At 58.8% G+C, this 16,519-nt stretch carries 16 protein-coding genes; 11 read left to right on the forward strand and 5 right to left on the reverse strand.

Going from position 1 to position 16,519, the window contains the following annotated elements; genetic code table 11:
- Positions 1 to 7 precede the first annotated feature (7 nt).
- The 6 genes from HMPREF2836_RS03285 to HMPREF2836_RS03310 all read left to right on the forward strand — a co-directional run bounded on the left by HMPREF2836_RS03285 (position 8) and on the right by HMPREF2836_RS03310 (position 3,758).
- The gene (locus HMPREF2836_RS03285) at positions 8 to 493 is read left to right on the forward strand and encodes an NUDIX domain-containing protein (RefSeq protein WP_012903358.1); all 486 of its coding nucleotides are present in this window, start codon (positions 8 to 10) and stop codon (positions 491 to 493) included.
- Between the two features lie 259 nt (positions 494 to 752).
- A complete protein-coding gene (gene rpsP, locus HMPREF2836_RS03290) occupies positions 753 to 1,175 on the forward strand; it encodes a 30S ribosomal protein S16 (RefSeq protein WP_049358453.1) in 423 nt (140 codons plus the stop codon).
- 2 nt (positions 1,176 to 1,177) lie between these two features.
- The gene (locus tag HMPREF2836_RS03295) at positions 1,178 to 1,423 is read left to right on the forward strand and encodes an RNA-binding protein (RefSeq protein ID WP_070615929.1); all 246 of its coding nucleotides are present in this window, start codon (positions 1,178 to 1,180) and stop codon (positions 1,421 to 1,423) included.
- 179 nt (positions 1,424 to 1,602) lie between these two features.
- The gene (rimM, locus tag HMPREF2836_RS03300; protein WP_070615926.1) at positions 1,603 to 2,289 is read left to right on the forward strand and encodes a ribosome maturation factor RimM; all 687 of its coding nucleotides are present in this window, start codon (positions 1,603 to 1,605) and stop codon (positions 2,287 to 2,289) included.
- A 3-nt stretch (positions 2,290 to 2,292) separates the two neighbouring features.
- Positions 2,293 to 3,261: a tRNA (guanosine(37)-N1)-methyltransferase TrmD gene (trmD, locus tag HMPREF2836_RS03305; protein ID WP_070615924.1), complete on the forward strand. Its 969-nt coding sequence runs from the start codon at positions 2,293 to 2,295 to the stop codon at positions 3,259 to 3,261.
- 209 nt (positions 3,262 to 3,470) lie between these two features.
- Positions 3,471 to 3,758, forward strand: a complete 288-nt coding sequence (locus HMPREF2836_RS03310) for an antibiotic biosynthesis monooxygenase family protein (RefSeq protein WP_049327787.1) — start codon at positions 3,471 to 3,473, stop codon at positions 3,756 to 3,758.
- 728 nt (positions 3,759 to 4,486) lie between these two features.
- Here the strand turns inward: HMPREF2836_RS03310 and HMPREF2836_RS03315 are convergent.
- Both HMPREF2836_RS03315 and HMPREF2836_RS03320 read right to left on the reverse strand, forming a co-directional pair.
- Positions 4,487 to 4,903 (reverse strand): MmcQ/YjbR family DNA-binding protein, encoded by a 417-nt coding sequence (locus HMPREF2836_RS03315; RefSeq protein WP_070615922.1) that lies wholly within the window; start codon positions 4,901 to 4,903, stop codon positions 4,487 to 4,489.
- A 112-nt stretch (positions 4,904 to 5,015) separates the two neighbouring features.
- On the reverse strand, positions 5,016 to 5,768 hold the full coding sequence (locus tag HMPREF2836_RS03320; RefSeq protein ID WP_070615920.1) for an MBL fold metallo-hydrolase: 753 nt from the start codon (positions 5,766 to 5,768) through the stop codon (positions 5,016 to 5,018).
- Between the two features lie 90 nt (positions 5,769 to 5,858).
- Between HMPREF2836_RS03320 and HMPREF2836_RS03325 the strand changes: the two genes are divergently transcribed.
- The 3 genes from HMPREF2836_RS03325 (at position 5,859) to HMPREF2836_RS03335 (ending at position 9,050) form a co-directional block, all read left to right on the forward strand.
- Positions 5,859 to 6,464, forward strand: coding sequence for a CGNR zinc finger domain-containing protein (locus HMPREF2836_RS03325; RefSeq protein WP_070615918.1), 606 nt, complete (start codon positions 5,859 to 5,861; stop codon positions 6,462 to 6,464).
- A 78-nt stretch (positions 6,465 to 6,542) separates the two neighbouring features.
- Positions 6,543 to 8,222: an energy-dependent translational throttle protein EttA gene (ettA, locus tag HMPREF2836_RS03330; protein WP_070599850.1), complete on the forward strand. Its 1,680-nt coding sequence runs from the start codon at positions 6,543 to 6,545 to the stop codon at positions 8,220 to 8,222.
- A 252-nt stretch (positions 8,223 to 8,474) separates the two neighbouring features.
- Positions 8,475 to 9,050: an HdeD family acid-resistance protein gene (locus HMPREF2836_RS03335; RefSeq protein WP_135007788.1), complete on the forward strand. Its 576-nt coding sequence runs from the start codon at positions 8,475 to 8,477 to the stop codon at positions 9,048 to 9,050.
- 134 nt (positions 9,051 to 9,184) lie between these two features.
- On the opposite strand, the gene HMPREF2836_RS03340 is transcribed toward HMPREF2836_RS03335, so the two are convergent.
- Positions 9,185 to 10,093, reverse strand: a complete 909-nt coding sequence (locus HMPREF2836_RS03340) for an acyl-CoA thioesterase (RefSeq protein WP_070629444.1) — start codon at positions 10,091 to 10,093, stop codon at positions 9,185 to 9,187.
- 205 nt (positions 10,094 to 10,298) lie between these two features.
- On the opposite strand from HMPREF2836_RS03340, the gene HMPREF2836_RS03345 reads away from it, so the two are divergent.
- Both HMPREF2836_RS03345 and HMPREF2836_RS03350 read left to right on the forward strand, forming a co-directional pair.
- Complete coding sequence (locus HMPREF2836_RS03345) at positions 10,299 to 11,162, forward strand: DUF8185 domain-containing protein (RefSeq protein ID WP_070629445.1); 864 nt, start codon at positions 10,299 to 10,301, stop codon at positions 11,160 to 11,162.
- Between the two features lie 275 nt (positions 11,163 to 11,437).
- Entirely contained in the window at positions 11,438 to 12,043 is a 606-nt protein-coding gene (locus HMPREF2836_RS03350) for a phosphatase domain-containing protein (protein ID WP_049342088.1), read from the forward strand.
- 143 nt (positions 12,044 to 12,186) lie between these two features.
- Here the strand turns inward: HMPREF2836_RS03350 and HMPREF2836_RS03355 are convergent, their stop codons facing one another.
- The gene (locus HMPREF2836_RS03355; RefSeq protein WP_005508134.1) at positions 12,187 to 13,344 is read right to left on the reverse strand and encodes an SGNH/GDSL hydrolase family protein; all 1,158 of its coding nucleotides are present in this window, start codon (positions 13,342 to 13,344) and stop codon (positions 12,187 to 12,189) included.
- 300 nt (positions 13,345 to 13,644) lie between these two features.
- Positions 13,645 to 16,194: an aminopeptidase N gene (pepN, locus tag HMPREF2836_RS03360; protein WP_070629447.1), complete on the reverse strand. Its 2,550-nt coding sequence runs from the start codon at positions 16,192 to 16,194 to the stop codon at positions 13,645 to 13,647.
- Positions 16,195 to 16,519: the final 325 nt, after the last annotated feature.

Below are 16,519 nucleotides of genomic sequence, written 5' to 3' on the forward strand. Positions count from 1 at the left end.
AGAAGCCATGAAGGATTCCTATCTGAGCGATGAAGAGCTGAAGGCTTTTATCGCGACCCTGCCTACGCGCCGTTTGGCGGCGGGCGCGCTGATTCGTAATGAGCGCGGCGAGATGCTGCTGGTGAAGCCGAACTATAAGGACGGCTGGATTCTTCCCGGCGGCACCGTGGAGGCTGGCGAGGCGCCCAAGCCCGGTTGTGAGCGTGAGATTGTGGAGGAGCTGGGCCTGGATGTGAAGCTGGGTCGTGTGCTGCTGATTTTCCACGGCTTGTCGCTGGGTGTGTGGGGCGATTCGACCTACTACATGTATGACGGCGGCGTGATTGCGGCGGATACGAAGATTACCCTGCAGGATGCTGAGCTGGTGACCTATGAGTGGGTTGCTCCGGAGAACCTGGAGGGCTACGTGCGTCCGTCGATGGTGGAGCGTCTGCGTGAGTGCTACCGCGCCCTGGAGACGGGGGAGACTCTGGAGATGAGCAACCTCGACTAGCGGCGGCTACAGGGCGGTTGCGCAGGGGGCTACCGGGCACAGAACGCTGTTTAAAAGTGATGTTCGGTGCCTGTGGCAATTATTTTTCCGTGTCGCTAGCTTAAAATCTCGGGCTCTGATACCCTAACTGAGTACCCGGCGACGCGCGACCCCTCTCTTCGCGCGCCGTTGTGTCCATAGAGGCGCCGTGAATGGCCCGCCCCACGGGTGCTGAACCGCGTGCCTCGCACCAAATTATGAAACAGGAGTAACCACTAAAGTGGCTGTTAAGATTCGTCTCAAGCGTATGGGTAAGATCCGCGATCCTCGTTACCGCGTTGTGGTCGCTGATTCGCGCGTCAAGCGCGACGGTAAGACCATCGAAGAGATTGGTATTTACCACCCGACCGAGCACCCCTCGCGTATCGAGATCAACTCTGAGCGTGCTCAGTACTGGCTCTCCGTCGGCGCACAGCCGACCGAGCAGGTTCTGGCTCTGCTGAAGCTCTCGGGCGACTGGGCTGCATTCAAGGGCGAGAAGGCAGAGTCCAAGGTTCTGCCCGTCGAGGCTAAGGCTGAGTTCGTTGTTCCCGAAAAGGGTTCCGTAATCCTGCCCGAGGCTATCACCCCCAAGGCTGAGAAGGCTGAAGAGGCTGCTGAGGAAGCAGCACCCGAGGCTGAGGCTGAGGAAGCAGCTGAGTAATTATGTTGGCTGACGCACTCGAACACCTGGTTCGAGGGATTGTCGATCGTCCGGAGGAAGTGAAGGTGCGCCTGCGCACTCAGCGTCACCGTGAAACCCTTGAGGTCCGCGTACATCCGGATGACCTGGGCCGAGTTATCGGCAGGTCTGGTCGTACCGCCAAGAGCATCCGTCTGGTGATGGACGCTATTTCTGATGGCGAGCCGATGCGTATCGACATTATCGACACCGACAAGAAGCGACGCTAGCTCGTAACGTTTGAAACGCCCCCGTTTCCGGTTTTTCCGGAGGCGGGGGCGTTCGCGTACCCGGGGCCTGTGGGTGGGGCTGGCGGCAGAATGCGCCCGTCCGGAGTGCCCGGTAGAATAGTGGGAGCCGTGCACGTGCGCGGCGTAGGTTTTTAGCTTGTATCCAGCGGAGGAAAATTATGCAGGTTGTGGTGGCTCGTATCGGTAAGCCGCACGGTATTCGTGGTGAGGTGACGGTTCAGCTCTTTACTGATGCCCCGCAGGAGCGTTTTGCCCGCGGTGAGGTGCTCGGTATCGAGAATTTCAAGCCCGGCTCTGCCGCTGCTTCGGTGGCGCCTACCGGTGAGCTGACGGTTGCCGGTGCCCGCTGGAACAAGAAGATTCTGGTGGTCCGTTTTGATGAGGTGACCACCCGCAACCAGGCTGAGGAGCTGCGCGGCAGCCGCCTGGTCTACGAGGTTCCCGAGGATGAGGGCGACGAAGAGGGCTTCTACGAGCAGGAGCTGGTGAACCTGCCCGTGTACCTGCTCGCGGACGTTCCCGAGGGTGAGAGCCCCGTGGATAACCCGGCTGTGGGCAAGCCGCTGGGTAAGGTGACCGGTCTGCAGACCATGCCGGTTCAGGATCTGCTGCTGATTAAGCTGGCTCGTTCGCCGCGTCTTGCCTCCGGCGCGGGTGAAGAGATCATGATTCCTTTTGTTGAGGAGATTGTGCCCGAGGTGGTTCCCTCGACCGAGGATGAGCCCGGCTTTGTGCTGCTGACCCCTCCGGCGGGTTTGATTGACCTGGTCGAGGACGCAGACCAGAACGCTGAGCCGGATTCTGCGCAGGCGACCGAGCAGGCGACTGAGCAGGCGGGGGAGTAGTCCGTGCGCTACGATGTGGTCACGATTTTCCCCGAGTACCTGGAGCCGCTGAAGCTGTCCCTGCTGGGTAAGGCGCGCGAGAAGGGTCTGGTGGATCTGCACCTGCATGATCTGCGTGAGTACACCTTTGACCGTCACCGCACGGTGGACGACACCCCGTATGGCGGTGGCGCGGGCATGGTGATGAAGGCGGAGCCGTGGGGTTTGGCTCTGGATGAGGTGCTTGCCGCCTCCCCGCTAAACGCTACCGAAGATGCGTCTGAGGGTGCCGAGTCTGAGGGCACTGGGCCCGCTGCTGATACCCCCGCTGATACTCGCCCGCTGCTGATTGTCCCGTCCCCGGCGGGTGCCGTTTTCGATCAGGCGATGGCGTATGAGCTGGCGGAGGAGAAGCATATTGTCTTCGCTCCGGCGCGCTACGAGGGCATTGATGAGCGTGTGTTGGACTGGGCGCAGGAGAGCTTCCGCGTGATGCCCGTGTCCCTGGGCGATTACGTGCTCTACGGCGGTGAGGTTGCGGTCATGGCGATGATTGAGGCTATCACCCGCCTGATTCCGGGCGCGATGGGTAACCCCGCCTCCCTGGAGGAGGAGTCGCATACGGGCGGTCTGCTGGAGTATCCGGTGTACACGAAGCCCGCGGTGTGGCGTGAGCGTGAGGTGCCGGAGGTGCTGCTGTCGGGTAATCACGGTGCGATTGCGCGTTGGCGTCGTGACCGTCAGATTGAGCGCACCCTGGAGCGCCGCCCGGACCTGTTGGAGGCGTACCCGGTGGAGCAGTGGGATAAGAAGGATCGCCGCTTCTTGGCTGAGCGCGGGGTGCATTTTGCGAACCCGGCGAAGGCGGCTCAGAAGAAGGCGAAGAAGAGCCCCGCACCACAGGCTGATAGTGCGGCTCAGGCGGCACAGCCTGATACTGCACAGTCTAATACCGTGCAGCCTAATACTGTGCAGATCCAGCCGGAATCCTAAGCTTCGAACGGGTGCCTGTGGGTGCCTCGTGATTCTCTGAATGGGGGTTAGCGTCATATAACTGTTAGTTGGCGCTAACCCCTATTTTTTGTGCCCGTGAACCGTTATTCTGAGGTTAACCTCGCTAAGAACATAGCTCACCTATAGCTGGTGCGAGGTTGTAACCCGCTTTCATCGTTGAAAGCACGTACTCAACAGAAGGAGGACACATGTCCGTTGTTAAGGTTCACCGTTTGGCTGTCGTTGGCGACAACCGTGCTGAGCTGGAGAAGCGCTTTGCCGCTGCCCGCCACATCGCTGACTCTTTCCCCGGCTTTGAGGGTTTTGAGCTGTGGCGCCCCCTGGATGAGGGCGGCGACTATTTCGTGGTGACCCGCTGGGTTGATGAGGCAAGCCATGATGCGTACGCGGCGGCTCGTCGTGAGCGTGACCCGAATACTGTTGTTTCTCACGCTGATGGCACCATGAGCTTCGAGAAGGTGGAGTTCAGCGACTAACGGGTCGCGGCGAGTAACCGGTCACTCTGGGGAATTAATAGGTAAACCCCATCGGTAATCGCTCTGAGTAGGGGTTTATCTCATTTTTATCTCAAATAGTGAGGGGCCGCACTAACTTTTCTGTATATTGCTTTAAGTGGGTATTAGCCCATGTGGAGGCAAAATAAGGAGGGTTTAGGGCGGCCCCTCCTTGATTTTTCGGGGCTTAAAATCCGCAGGTATTTCGCTGTGATTGGATATGTGGGTTCGGCACTATAAAACACCTGAAATACGCTCAATAGGAACCGGTGGAATACCTCAATCCAAAAGTGACACCAGGGTGCAAAAAGGTTATTATTGTTCCCGAGAGCACGCTTCGCCCGAGTCGGTAGTTCGGGCGGGGACAGCGATCCCCTCTCAGCTGCATCGCATGACGTAGCTGAGTCACTCAAGGGAATATTCAGTGCACCCAGGTCAGCGCCTCCTCTGCATAGGAGGTCTGGCAAGGGTGCCGACTCAACTATCACGTATTCACACATGTGGTGCATGGTACTAAACCCCGCAATATATGGGATGGGAGCTTGGTGGTTCGAGCGTTCATTGTGGTTGATGACCCTCCTAACCGTGGATAGGAAAGTGCTTTGCAAAGCGGGTGAGCAAGCCGGTGGTCCGGACCGGTGCTCACCCGCTCCGCTGTTAAACGTTGCCTTTGGTAAGTCGTTCCTTCTATGCTCGTCATGTTTCTCTGTCTAGTGCTTTTCGGGTACCGGGCGCTCGCGGAACTCGATGGGTCGCTTCGCCTTGGGTAGTGAGTACATGACGCGCAGGTACGCATCCTCCACCAGCTCTTCTAGCACCCGCTCGGTTATGCCTTCGCCGGCACCCACGGAAATCCAGTGCCGCTTATTCATGTGCCATGCCGGGATGATGCTCGGGTAGATACGCCGCAGCACCTCGGATTCTTCCGGGTCGGTTTTGAGGTTCACGATGGGGTAGCCGATGCCCTCCGTGTACATGGCAAATATCTTGCCGCCCACCCGGTACACCGTGTGCTCGGGTCCGAACGGCTGATCGCGCGTTGCCAGCGTCATGGCGAGCGCGAGGCAGTCAACGGCATGTGCGAGGTCTTCGGGCGCCAGAAGTTTGGGGGAGGGGCTTGTACTCATAGCTTCGAGTCTATCCGGTTGTTGGTGGTTCTACAGTGTTGATACCTAAGGGCTGATACAAAAATTGGGGTGTATGCAGTGGTTTGCATACACCCCAGATTTTTTTAGTGCCCTACTTATTCATGAGCTTGTGGTCAATTCCCTCGCGGGTAAAGGCCTGAATCGTATCCTGCAAGTCTTCACCCAGGTGGCCCCAGGAATCAGTGTGAGCAATGTACACCCGCTGGGCGCCCAGAAGCTTTGCCGCCTTTGCGGTATTTTCGGCGGTCATGGTTACGCTGAGCTCGGGTCCGAGGGGGCGTGCTGCACCCGCAAAAAGGATAGCGTCATCAACGGGCGCAATGCGCTGAGCAATTTCCTCTACAACGTGAAGTTCGGAGTTGTCGCCAGAAATATATACGGTCGGTTCTCCTGCGGCCTGCAGGAGGAAGCCAATAACGGGGCCGGTTACCTCCTGAATTTCGGGGATGTTCGGGCCGTGAAGTGCAGGCATTGCGGTGACGGTAACTTCAGTGGATCCCTTTGCCACGATGAAGGTATCCCAGGGTGCCAGGCCGGTGACATTGGTGAGGCCTTCTGCCTGAAGATTCTTTTCGCCGTCTTCGGTGGTGATGACGTGACCGACCTTGGGGAGGAGGGCGCGACCGCTGGTGTCAAGGTTGTCGGGGTGGGTGTCGTGCGAGAGCAGGACTGCATCGATGGGGAGGGCTGACTCAGGGGCGATGGGTGCGCCGGCAGTCTTCTTGAGAACGGTAATGCCCAAGTCGTAGTCCTGAGGTGCGTCAAAGGTGGGGTCGGTTAGGAAGCGCAAACCCGCGTATTCGATGAGGACGGTGGGGCCGGTGATGACGTTAATTGCAGGCATAAAAGTATTCCTCTCATGGATAAAATGTATTTTTGCCGTGATTAACAATAGGTATATTCACGGAAAAATACAAGTGATACCATGAGAAGTATGGAAAAATCTCACCGAACCGCCCGCCTTCCTGCGGCACCCGGAAGCCAAGAACACCCCTGCATAGCGTTAGCAAATACGCTCTATACAACACCCGGTGGCGAACAATACGATCTGCTCAGAACCCCAGAAACAGCCACTGAATGGGCGCACGAACACCACATCGTGAATAACTCGTATGAGCTACAAGCCTATTGCGCCAGCAGATTCATCAGCTTTCGATACGTCATCAAAGAACTGTTTGACGCGTACCTAGAGCAGCGCGCTCCCTACCCGGGTGCGCTTCACGCCGTTAATAAGACAGCGCATGAAGCGCTCACCATGAACGCTCTAGCGTGGGATGCAGAAAACCGGCGGTACACGCGGCGGATTGAAGACCCCCTCACCCAAGAGGTGGATTACGCCATCGCCCGCATCGCTTATGATGCCATCACATTACTGACTGGCGAAGAAGCAGATAAACTCTCTGAATGCGAAGCACCCGACTGCGACCGCATCATGTTACGAACCCATGCGCGACGTAGATGGTGCAGCGTGCGTTGTGGTGACCGCATCCGAGCCGCCCGCTCCTATGAACGTAAACGCGCGCAGGCTGAAGGTGACTAAAAATCGTGCATGCTTGAAGGTGGGGAATATTTGACTAAGTCGTCAGCGCGCCGCAGAATCACGCTAAAATAGGTAACTATGGCTGAATTTATTTATCAGATGATCAAGGCCCGCAAGACTGTGGGCGACAAGGTCATCCTTAACGACGTGACGATGTCGTTCTTCCCCGGCGCCAAGATCGGTATGGTTGGCCCGAACGGTGCGGGTAAGTCGACCATCCTGAAGATCATGGCTGGCCTCGACCAGCCCTCCAACGGTGAGGCACGCCTGACCGCAGGCTACACCGTGGGTATCCTCATGCAGGAGCCGCCGCTGAACGAAGAGAAGACCGTTCTGGGCAACGTTGAAGAAGGCGTGGGCGAAATCAAGTCCAAGCTGGACCGCTTCAACGAAATCTCCGCCCTCATGGCTGAGCCCGACGCTGACTTCGACGCCCTCATGGAAGAAATGGGTCAGCTGCAGGAAGCTATCGATGCCGCCAACGCATGGGACCTCGACTCCCAGCTGGAGCAGGCAATGGAGGCGCTACGCTGCCCGCCCGCTGACATGCCCGTCACCCACCTCTCCGGTGGTGAGCGCCGCCGCGTGGCACTGTGCAAGCTGCTGCTGCAGAAGCCTGACCTGCTGCTGCTCGACGAGCCCACCAACCACCTGGACGCAGAGTCCGTGCTCTGGCTGGAGCAGCACCTGCAGTCCTACGAGGGTGCCGTCATCGCGATTACCCACGACCGTTACTTCCTCGACCACGTGGCAGAATGGATCGCCGAGGTTGACCGCGGTAACCTGTACCCCTACGAGGGCAACTACTCCACCTACCTGGAGAAGAAGCGCGCCCGCCTCGAAGTTCAGGGCAAGAAGGACGCTAAGCTCGCTAAGCGCCTGAGCGAGGAACTGGACTGGGTCCGCTCCAACGCTAAGGGCCGCCAGGCTAAGTCGAAGGCTCGTCTGGCACGCTACGAGGAGATGGCTGCGGAGGCTGAGAAGACCCGCAAGCTTGACTTCGAAGAGATTCAGATTCCTCCGGGACCCCGCCTGGGTAACGTCGTTATTGAGGCTGAGAACCTGCAGAAGGGCTTCGACGGTCGCTCCCTGATTAACGGCCTGTCCTTCTCCCTGCCCCGTAACGGCATCGTGGGTGTGATTGGTCCTAACGGTGTGGGTAAGTCCACCCTGTTCAAGACCATCGTTGGCCTGGAGCCCCTGGACGGCGGCGAGCTGAAGGTCGGCGAGACCGTGAAGATCTCGTACGTTGACCAGAACCGCGCGAACATCGACCCGGAGAAGAGCCTCTGGGAGGTCGTCTCTGACGGTCTGGACTACATCCAGGTTGGCAACGTTGAAATGCCTTCGCGTGCGTACGTTTCCGCGTTCGGCTTCAAGGGCCCGGACCAGCAGAAGAAGGCGGGTGTGCTCTCCGGTGGTGAGCGTAACCGTCTGAACCTGGCGCTGACCCTCAAGCAGGGCGGTAACCTGCTGCTGCTCGATGAGCCCACTAACGACCTGGACGTTGAGACCCTCGCATCCCTGGAAAATGCGCTGCTGGAATTCCCCGGCTGTGCAGTGGTCGTCTCTCACGACCGTTGGTTCCTGGACCGCGTGGCAACCCACATCCTGGCGTGGGAGGGCACCGATGAGAACCCGGATCAGTGGTACTGGTTCGAGGGTAACTTCGAGTCCTACGAGAAGAACAAGATTGAGCGCCTCGGCCCCGAGGCTGCTAAGCCGCACCGCGTGGTGCACCGCAAGCTGACCCGATAGGGTTTGGTTCGGTAGTAAGCCCCGCCTCCTGCGCTGTTGAAGCGTGAGGAGGCGGGGCTTTGCTGTGTCTGCTGGGGAAGGGGTATAGTCCTGCTATCTCACGTGTTGTTCCGCTACGTGGTGGGTTATTCGTCGGTAGAAATAGTTCGCTCAGTGGCGACCGATATATCGTGGCGGACTTCATATTTACGGTTTATAATGGGTATGTGCGTAAGTACAACTGACACATGTGATTACGAAGAGAAGAGCATTATGCTTTCAAAATATAACTGGATGTCCTTGGTTACCGGTCTGTTGCTGATTGCAGCGGCAATCTACATGTTCGCCAATCCCGCTATTCCGCTGGTAGTTCTGGGTTATGTGTTCTCCATTTCGGTGTGGCTTGGTGGCGTGTTTGAACTGGTACGTTACTTCGGCACGCCAAAGCAGGCACGTACCGGCTGGGACCTGGTTGACGGCATCTTGACCGTGGTGGCTGGCCTGATTCTGCTGACTGCCTCGGTGGGTGCACAGGCAACCTTCATCCCGACCATTGTGGGTACGTGGATGATTATGTGGGCGCTGATTCGTCTGATGACTGCCCAGGGCGTGAAATACCTGAGCTACGCCGCCGGACGCCACCTGCAGCTCTCTGCTATTGGTACCCTTATTCTGGGCTTGCTCGTGGTGCTGTTCCCGATAATCTACGGCGTGGCGGCAGTATGGATGGCAGCACTGGGTCTTCTGGTGACCGGTCTGGTATTCGTGGGTGACTTCTTTGTTTCCCGCCGCACCAAGAGCACCGTGCACATTTCCCCGGACGGTGTGATTGACGGCGAAGCTAAATAAGAGCTTCCAAACGGCTTCTAGACCGTACACTAGAACATAAGAAAGACCGTGTGAGACAACCACCTCACACGGTCTTTCTGTATGCTCTGCCAGGTTCGCCTGACGCCTTCCGGTAGTCCTAGCGGTGCTCTGCTTTATCGATATTCCGGCAGGCGGAACATCATTTCCTGCGCCACGGTCGCCACCAGCTCACCGGAACGATTGAAAATCGAACCCTGCGCGAGCATACGGCCACCCTGCGCGCTCGGAGAATCTAGCACGTACAGCAGCCACTCATCGGCGCGCGCCGAACGGTGGAACCACATCGCGTGATCCAGCGAGGCGCTCTTGAGGCCCGGCTCCAGCCAGAACTTGCCGTGACGGCGCAGAGCCGGCTCCAGCGGCAGGTAATCCGAAGCGTAGGCGATAGCGGCGCGGTGCTCCGCCTCCGAGGCCTCAGAACCATCAGCGTGCACCAGGCGGTCAAAGGTCTTGAACCACACGCAGGCACGCGGCTGGGTCGAGGAGGAATCCGGCTGAGTGTACAGGGGTGCGCCCACGTGGCGCATATCAATCGGGCGCTCCCACGCCACCGCCTGCGCAATCGGATGCGGCAGCTCACCCAGGTAGTCGCTGACCATCGGCAGCGATTCGGGGTCCGGAACCTCCGGCATGGTCACTGCGGTGTGCTCCGGGCCGCGGCTATCCGCCTGGAAAGACATAATCGCCGAGAACATGGGCGCTTCATCCTGGAACACCTGCACGCGGCGGGTCGAGAAGGAACGGCTATCGTTCAGACGCTGAGTGGCGAAGAACAGTTCACGCTCAATATCGCCGGGACGCAGAAAATAGGCGTGAATCGAGTGGATGTCCTTGCCCTCCACCGTGCGGTCGGCGGCAATAATCGACTGGGCAAGAACCTGACCACCGAAAGTACGCGGCTGCTCGCGGGTGAGCGTCACGCCGGTAGACACTTCATCACTACCGAAGGAGGCGGGCGCCGCCTCCACGGGGGAGAGGTCCAGCATCCGCATGAGGTTTTGGGTCACAGTGGGCTTGGTCATGGTTTTATTCTCGCACGTTTTCAATGAACCGGTTTCTGGCGTAGAGTGGGAGAGCATACTCTGAGACAACCACGACAGGTTGATTCGGAACATTGACTAGGAACAATGACTCGGATTGTTGATCCGGAACGTCTGCCTAACACACCATCGCATATATCACCCACCAACTTGCCACCGAGCAGGCCAACGCCGAAAAGGAGCAGAAATGACTACGCCGTCTGAAACTATCCCTGACAATACCCCCGTGCAGGAGAATGCTCCCGACCAGAACAGCGCATCGAACGCGGCAGCACCCATTGAGCTCAAGTACAACCCCCACGAAGGCGTGGAGGAGCCCTACCTGATTCTGCCCGGCGGTGCCCAGGGTGCCGCAGTCGTCAAGGATCTTGCCACCTACATTTCTCGTGCTCTGGCGGTCAACCCGGATGCGGCTATCCGCCTGACCGCGCGCGGCCGCGTGGTGGCGGTGTTCGCCTGCTCCCTGGAGCCGGAGGACGCCTCCTCGGACACCCCGGTCATTATGGGTCTGCGCGCCCTGCACCTGCTGGCTGACTCGACCCTGGACATGACCGTACAGGCGCAGGCGCTACTGGACCGACTGGCGCGTCTGCAGAAGCAGGCAGAAGAACAGGGTAACGAAGAGAACTCGCAGCTGGTGCTGTTCATGCCGCCGGTGACCGTCAACGCCAGCTGGGCTGGCAAGTCAGCCCCGCTCAGCGGCTGGTACGAGGTTGGTACCGTCCCGGTTGAAGAATTCCACCGCGCCACCGCAGAAGGCCTGGAGGCGGTAGAACGCGCCCTGCCCGAGAACCCCGGCGCTGCTGTGCTTTCTACGGTGCGCTCGCGTATTTGGTCCTCCGATATGGTGCTGGAGTACCTACCTGAGTTCGATACCGTGCTTGTGCCGACCGGCGCGGCATTCGCCCTGCGCGTGTTTGGTTTCATCCCGGAAGGCTTCACGGGCGATCTGCCGCTGTTCGCTGCGCATGTTGGTTCGGAGGAGTGGCTGCGCATTGTGGCGCCCGCCGGTATGGTGCTGGTGCGCCGCGGGTCCGGTTCGCTACTCTAACTTTCCTCGAGACATTTCTAGACTCTTTACGCTGGTGGTGTGGGCTCTTTGCCTGCGCCACCAGCGGTTTTCTATGCTGTATGACATCAATAGGGTAGTTGTAATAATGACATTCGATAGGGCATTACTTTACGAAAATAGGGTATTCTAGAAAGACTACGCCCTTTCACCGGGGCGTCTTTGACACACCGATTACCAGCCACACCGCACGGGAACTCTTCCGCCGCGCCCTCACCAGGCGCATTCTTCCCGTACGGATCGAAAGTGAGACCTATATGGATCTGATTGCAGTCGACATTGACGGTACCCTTGCCAGCAACCGAGATCAGATGGACAAGTACCTGACCGGTTTCTTCGCAAGCAACCGCCGATTCTTCAAGGCCATCCGTAACGCAACGGTCAATGTTGAAGTTGCCGACCGTGTTCGCGAAATCACGGCAGACACCGGCGCAGAGGTCGTAGTAATTACCGGCCGAGACGGCACCTACATGAAGGAACTGAACCAGTTCATCGCCCGCGCAGGTCTGGAACCCAAGCACGTGTTCGCTAAGCCCGGCAACGACGGCTCCAACAGCCCCGCATGGAAAGACTCCATCATTGAGTCCCTGATTGCTGACGGCAACCGCATTATCCACGCTTTTGAAGACACCGACCACGAGGTGTACCTGCGCCGCGGCATTCCCGTCACCTGGGTCGCCCCGATTCGCGACTACATTGGCGAATGGCACTACGAGTCGATTGACATTGACCCGGTCGCCTGGGCTGCCGAGCAGCGTGAGAAGGAAGCCGCTCGTGAGCGTCAGAAGCGTCGCCTTGCGGAGGGCGTGCTCGCACACCAGAAGGCCGAGGCGAAGGAACGCCAGGCAAACGTCGCGGCATAAAACCCGCACACCAACTTGAGAGCTGCGGTGGGTAACCCACTCAAACGAATGAGGCGCCGGAAGGATTCAATCCTCCCGGCGCCTCATTCTAATGCTATATGCGTTGATCGAAGCTGATGTACTCGGCTGATTACACAGTTAGTTTACGCGGTGCCGAGCAGTTCACGCAGACGAGTCGCAAAGGGGCCCGCCAGCTTATGGTGCGCCTTCTCCTTCAGATGCACGCCATCAGCCATGTCACCCTCAGCCAGGTAGAGGCTCTGCCAGCCCGAGGTGTCCATGAACAGCACGCCGGTCTCGCGGGCACCCTGCCTTGCCACCTCGTTTGCCACGTGACGCTTATGCGCCACCTGCTTATCCGGTGCAGACGCCTCATCCATAGACACCACACCACCGAACACAATCTTCGACGACGGGTACATACGTCGCAGCTGCTCAATGACCTGAGTCTGGTGAGCGTTCACGTGCTCGCGCGCCTTCGTCTCATCCTCGTGAATGTAAATGTCATTGCCGGAGGCGTCCAGGTAAATCACGCCGGGGTTACCGCTCGGCAGAGCCCAACGGCCACCCATCACACCCTGATAGTAGGAGGGGCACACACCCTCGCGGGCAGTCACAAAACCGATGCCGCCGCAACGGAACAGGTACGGGACGAAACCTGCCTGCTTCAGACCCAAACCAACCCAGGAGGTTGCGGTCACCTGCGAGTCACCAATCACCAGGGCATCCTTAGCGCCAAGAACATTGGTGTTACGCGGCAGACCGTTCGCCTTATCCCAGTAGAGTTCAGCCTTCTCAAACTTGGTGTACAGAACGCCCTTCTTGGATCGCCAGCTCACCGGCAGACCCTCCCAACCGGCAAAGTCGCTGTACCCGCGCTGCTTCCACCAGTGCTCGTAGACGCCGGATTCCACCGCAACCGGACCGTACTTGGGGGTGTACATGACCACGCCACCCTTGAACTGCTGAACCAGCATGTCGGCGGCATCAGCGGAGGTGGGGAACGGCGCCTGAATCTCACCGGTTGCCTGCGCGCCCTCCTTGCCGAAGGCGTTCTGCGCGGTGCGTTCCATCTTCTGCGCCGGGGTGGTCGGTTCCGGAGTCGGCTCGGGGGAGGGGGACTCGCTGGGGCTTTCCTGCGCCGACTGGGTAGGCTCGGCGCCCGCAGCAGCGGTAGCGGCGGTGCCACCGGGCGCGATGAAGCCTCCTGCGGAGTACACGCCAAAGGAACCGGCGGCAACCACAGCAAGGATTGTGCCGGTCAGAGAAACTTTCGCGATAGGAGACTTGATAGAAGGCATGCACAACAGTATACGATAGGCGCAACCCCAAGTAGAGAGCTTTTGAGGGATATTCAAATGAAAATAACAAAAAATATGCACCGCAGTGACAAGAATTAGACTCGGTGCGCAAACCTGTATGCAAACCGGTGTGCAACTTGGGGCACAACTCAAAATAGAACCGGCATAAACCCCATATAGAAACGTCCCCTCCCACCCCGAATCGGGGTAGAAGGGGACGAATAAAAACCCATGAGTAAAAACCTATGAGCAAAAACCTATGAGAGCAGGTGGCGAACCCGCCTCAGCTCATAAGCATTGTTAAATGTCAGCAGCCTGAACCTTCAGTGCACGAGCCACGCCGTCGCGTGCCTCCGCAATCTGACGGTACAGAGCCGCAGCATCCTCAGGCAGAGAAGCCAGGTACGCCTCGGTACGTTCCAGCAGCTCAGCGGTCGGCTCGCTCGGGTACATGCCACCAATAATCTGCATGGAAATCTCGTGCGAACGCGAACGCCAAATACCCTCAATCTGCTCGAAGTACGGCTCATTGTACTGGGCAATCAGCTCGGGCTTGCCGGACTTGAAACCGGAAATAGCGTAACGCTGAATCATGTTCGACAGCTCGCCGGTCACCATGATCTTGTTCCAGTACTCAGCCTTAGCCTCCGCAGTCGGAATCGACGCGTATGCCTGAGCGGCGTACTGCTGACCGTTTGCAGTGTTGTCGTTCTCCAGCTCCGCAGCAATCTGCTCGGCGGAGAAACGGCCACCGGTAGCCAGGCGGCACACCAGGTTCCAACGCAGGTCGGCGTCAATATCCAGGCCCTCAAGGGTCAGCTCACCCTCGAAGAGACGCTGCACGTTGTCGTACTGCTCCTCGGTGCGGGTCTGGTTGATGAACGCCTGCAGCAGCTGAAGCTGAGCATCCGAATCGGGCTCTGCAACGCATGCCAGCTCCCAGAGACGGTCAGCGGCACGGTGGCGGGTCTCCTCGCGAGCCTCGGGAGCCACGAAGGAGTGCAGGGTAGCGGACAGGTTGTTGATCTGGGTGCGCAGAGCGGTGGAGTTGGTCTCCTTACCGATGTTGTTCAGCACCAGGTCAACGTACTTACGCGCCGGCATCTGAGCGTCACGCACGGTATCCCAGAGCGAACCCCAGACCACGCCGCGAGCCACGGACGAATCAATGTCGCCCAGGTGCTTGATAGCGGTCTCGATGGAACGCTCGTCCAGGCGAATCTTAGCGTACGCCAGATCCTCATCGTTCAGCAGCAGCAGGTCGGGGCGCTTCTTGCCGATAGCCTCCTCAACCACGGTCAGCTCGCCGTCAATGTCCAGCTCGATGCGGTCGGTGCGGGTCAGCTTGCCGTCCACCAGGTTGTAGAAACCAATCACGGCACGGTGCGGGCGCAGGGTCTCGAAGCCCTCAGCGTAGGACTGGCGGATACCCAGGTTCGAAATGTTGCCCGCCTCGTCGTTCTCAATCTCAACGGCGAGAGTGTTCACGCCAGCGGTCTCAAGCCACTTAGCGCTCCACGCACGCACGTCACGGCCGGAGGTGCGCTCCAGCTCAACCAGCAGGTCATCCAGAACGGTGTTGCCCCAGCTGTGCTTATCGAAGTACACCTTCAGAGCAGCCATGAAGTTCTCCTGGCCAACCCATGCCACCATCTGACGCAGCACCGAAGCGCCCTTCGCGTACGTAATGCCGTCGAAGTTCACCTGAACATCGGCAAGGTCACGAATCTCAGCCACAATCGGGTGAGTCGAAGACAGCTGATCCTGACGGTACGCCCAGGTCTTCTCCGACGCGGCGAAGGTGGCCCACGCCTCCTTCGCGTAGCGGGTGTTCTCCGCAGCAGCCAGGGTCGACATGAACTCAGCGAAAGACTCGTTCAGCCACAGGTCGTTCCACCACTTCATGGTGACCAGGTCGCCGAACCACATGTGAGCCAGCTCGTGCAGAACGGTGATAGCGCGGCGCTCACGCAGGGCCTCCGCAACCTTGGAGCGGAAGACGTAAGTCTCCAGGTAGGTCACACAGCCAGCGTTCTCCATTGCACCAGCGTTGAACTCGGGCACGAACAGCTGATCGTACTTCTCGAACGGGTACGGGGTCTTGAACTGCTCCTCGTAGAACTCGAAGCCCTGACGGGTCAGCTCAAACATGTCCTCAGCATCCACAAACGGCATGAGGGACTTACGAGCGTACACGCCCAGCGGAATCACGCGACCCTCAGAGTTGGTCAGCTCGCTGGTGACCTTCTCGTAGGGGCCAGCGACAATCGCGGTAATGTACGAAGACATGCGCGGGGTCGGCTTGAAGAACCAAGTCTTCGCACGGCCGCAACCGCACTCCTTCTCCTCAACCTTCACCTCGGGCTGGTTAGACACAACCACCCAGTGCGAGGGAACACGCACGATGAACTCGAATTCAGCCTTCAGGTCGGGCTGCTCGAAGACGGGGAACACGCGGCGGGAGTCCGGCACCTCAAACTGGGAGTACAGGTACACTTCGCCGTCGGCGGGGTCCACGAAACGGTGCAGACCCTCACCGGTGTTGGTGTAGAACATCTCAGCGTCAATGACCAGGGTGTTCTCAGCAGCAAGGTTCGGCAGCTGGATGCGCTCGCCGTCCGCCAGGTCGGTGCTCAGCTCTTCGCCGTTGAGGTTAATGGACTTGACCGAGGAGGTGATGGCGTCAATGAAGGTGGAGGCACCTTCCTGCGCGTCGAAGCGAATTTCAACCTTCGAGGAGAAGACGTCTTTGTCCTTCGGCAGGTCGAGTTCAATACGGTACGAGTGCACGCGCTTAATAATGGATGCGCGTTCGGTTGCCTCATTGCGGGTTAGGTTCAGGCCGGGCATACAGCTCCCTCTCCTTAGATGTGAATAGCGTGCCATGTTGACACGCCCTGTCATGGTGCGCTGGTTCCCGAGGTGCGCGGCTCCTGCGACGCTGCATACGTAGCGCTGGAGGCGTTCAAGTTTGGGCGCGGCGAATCGGGACACCAAAAAGTGCCATATCCCACAGTCTACCGTATAGGTGGGGGTCTAGAAGGCTTCGCATTACCCGAACCCGCGCGAATTCGATACAGTTAAGACAGAAAAAACCCAAACGGGGAAGCGTATCCCACCTGATGGATGCGCGGCGCACTCTAGCAACGGCGCTCAGAACTGAGAACCGGTGCCT

The sequence above is a fragment of the Rothia sp. HMSC065C12 genome (assembly GCF_001812085.1).
Lineage (GTDB): Bacteria > Actinomycetota > Actinomycetes > Actinomycetales > Micrococcaceae > Rothia > Rothia mucilaginosa.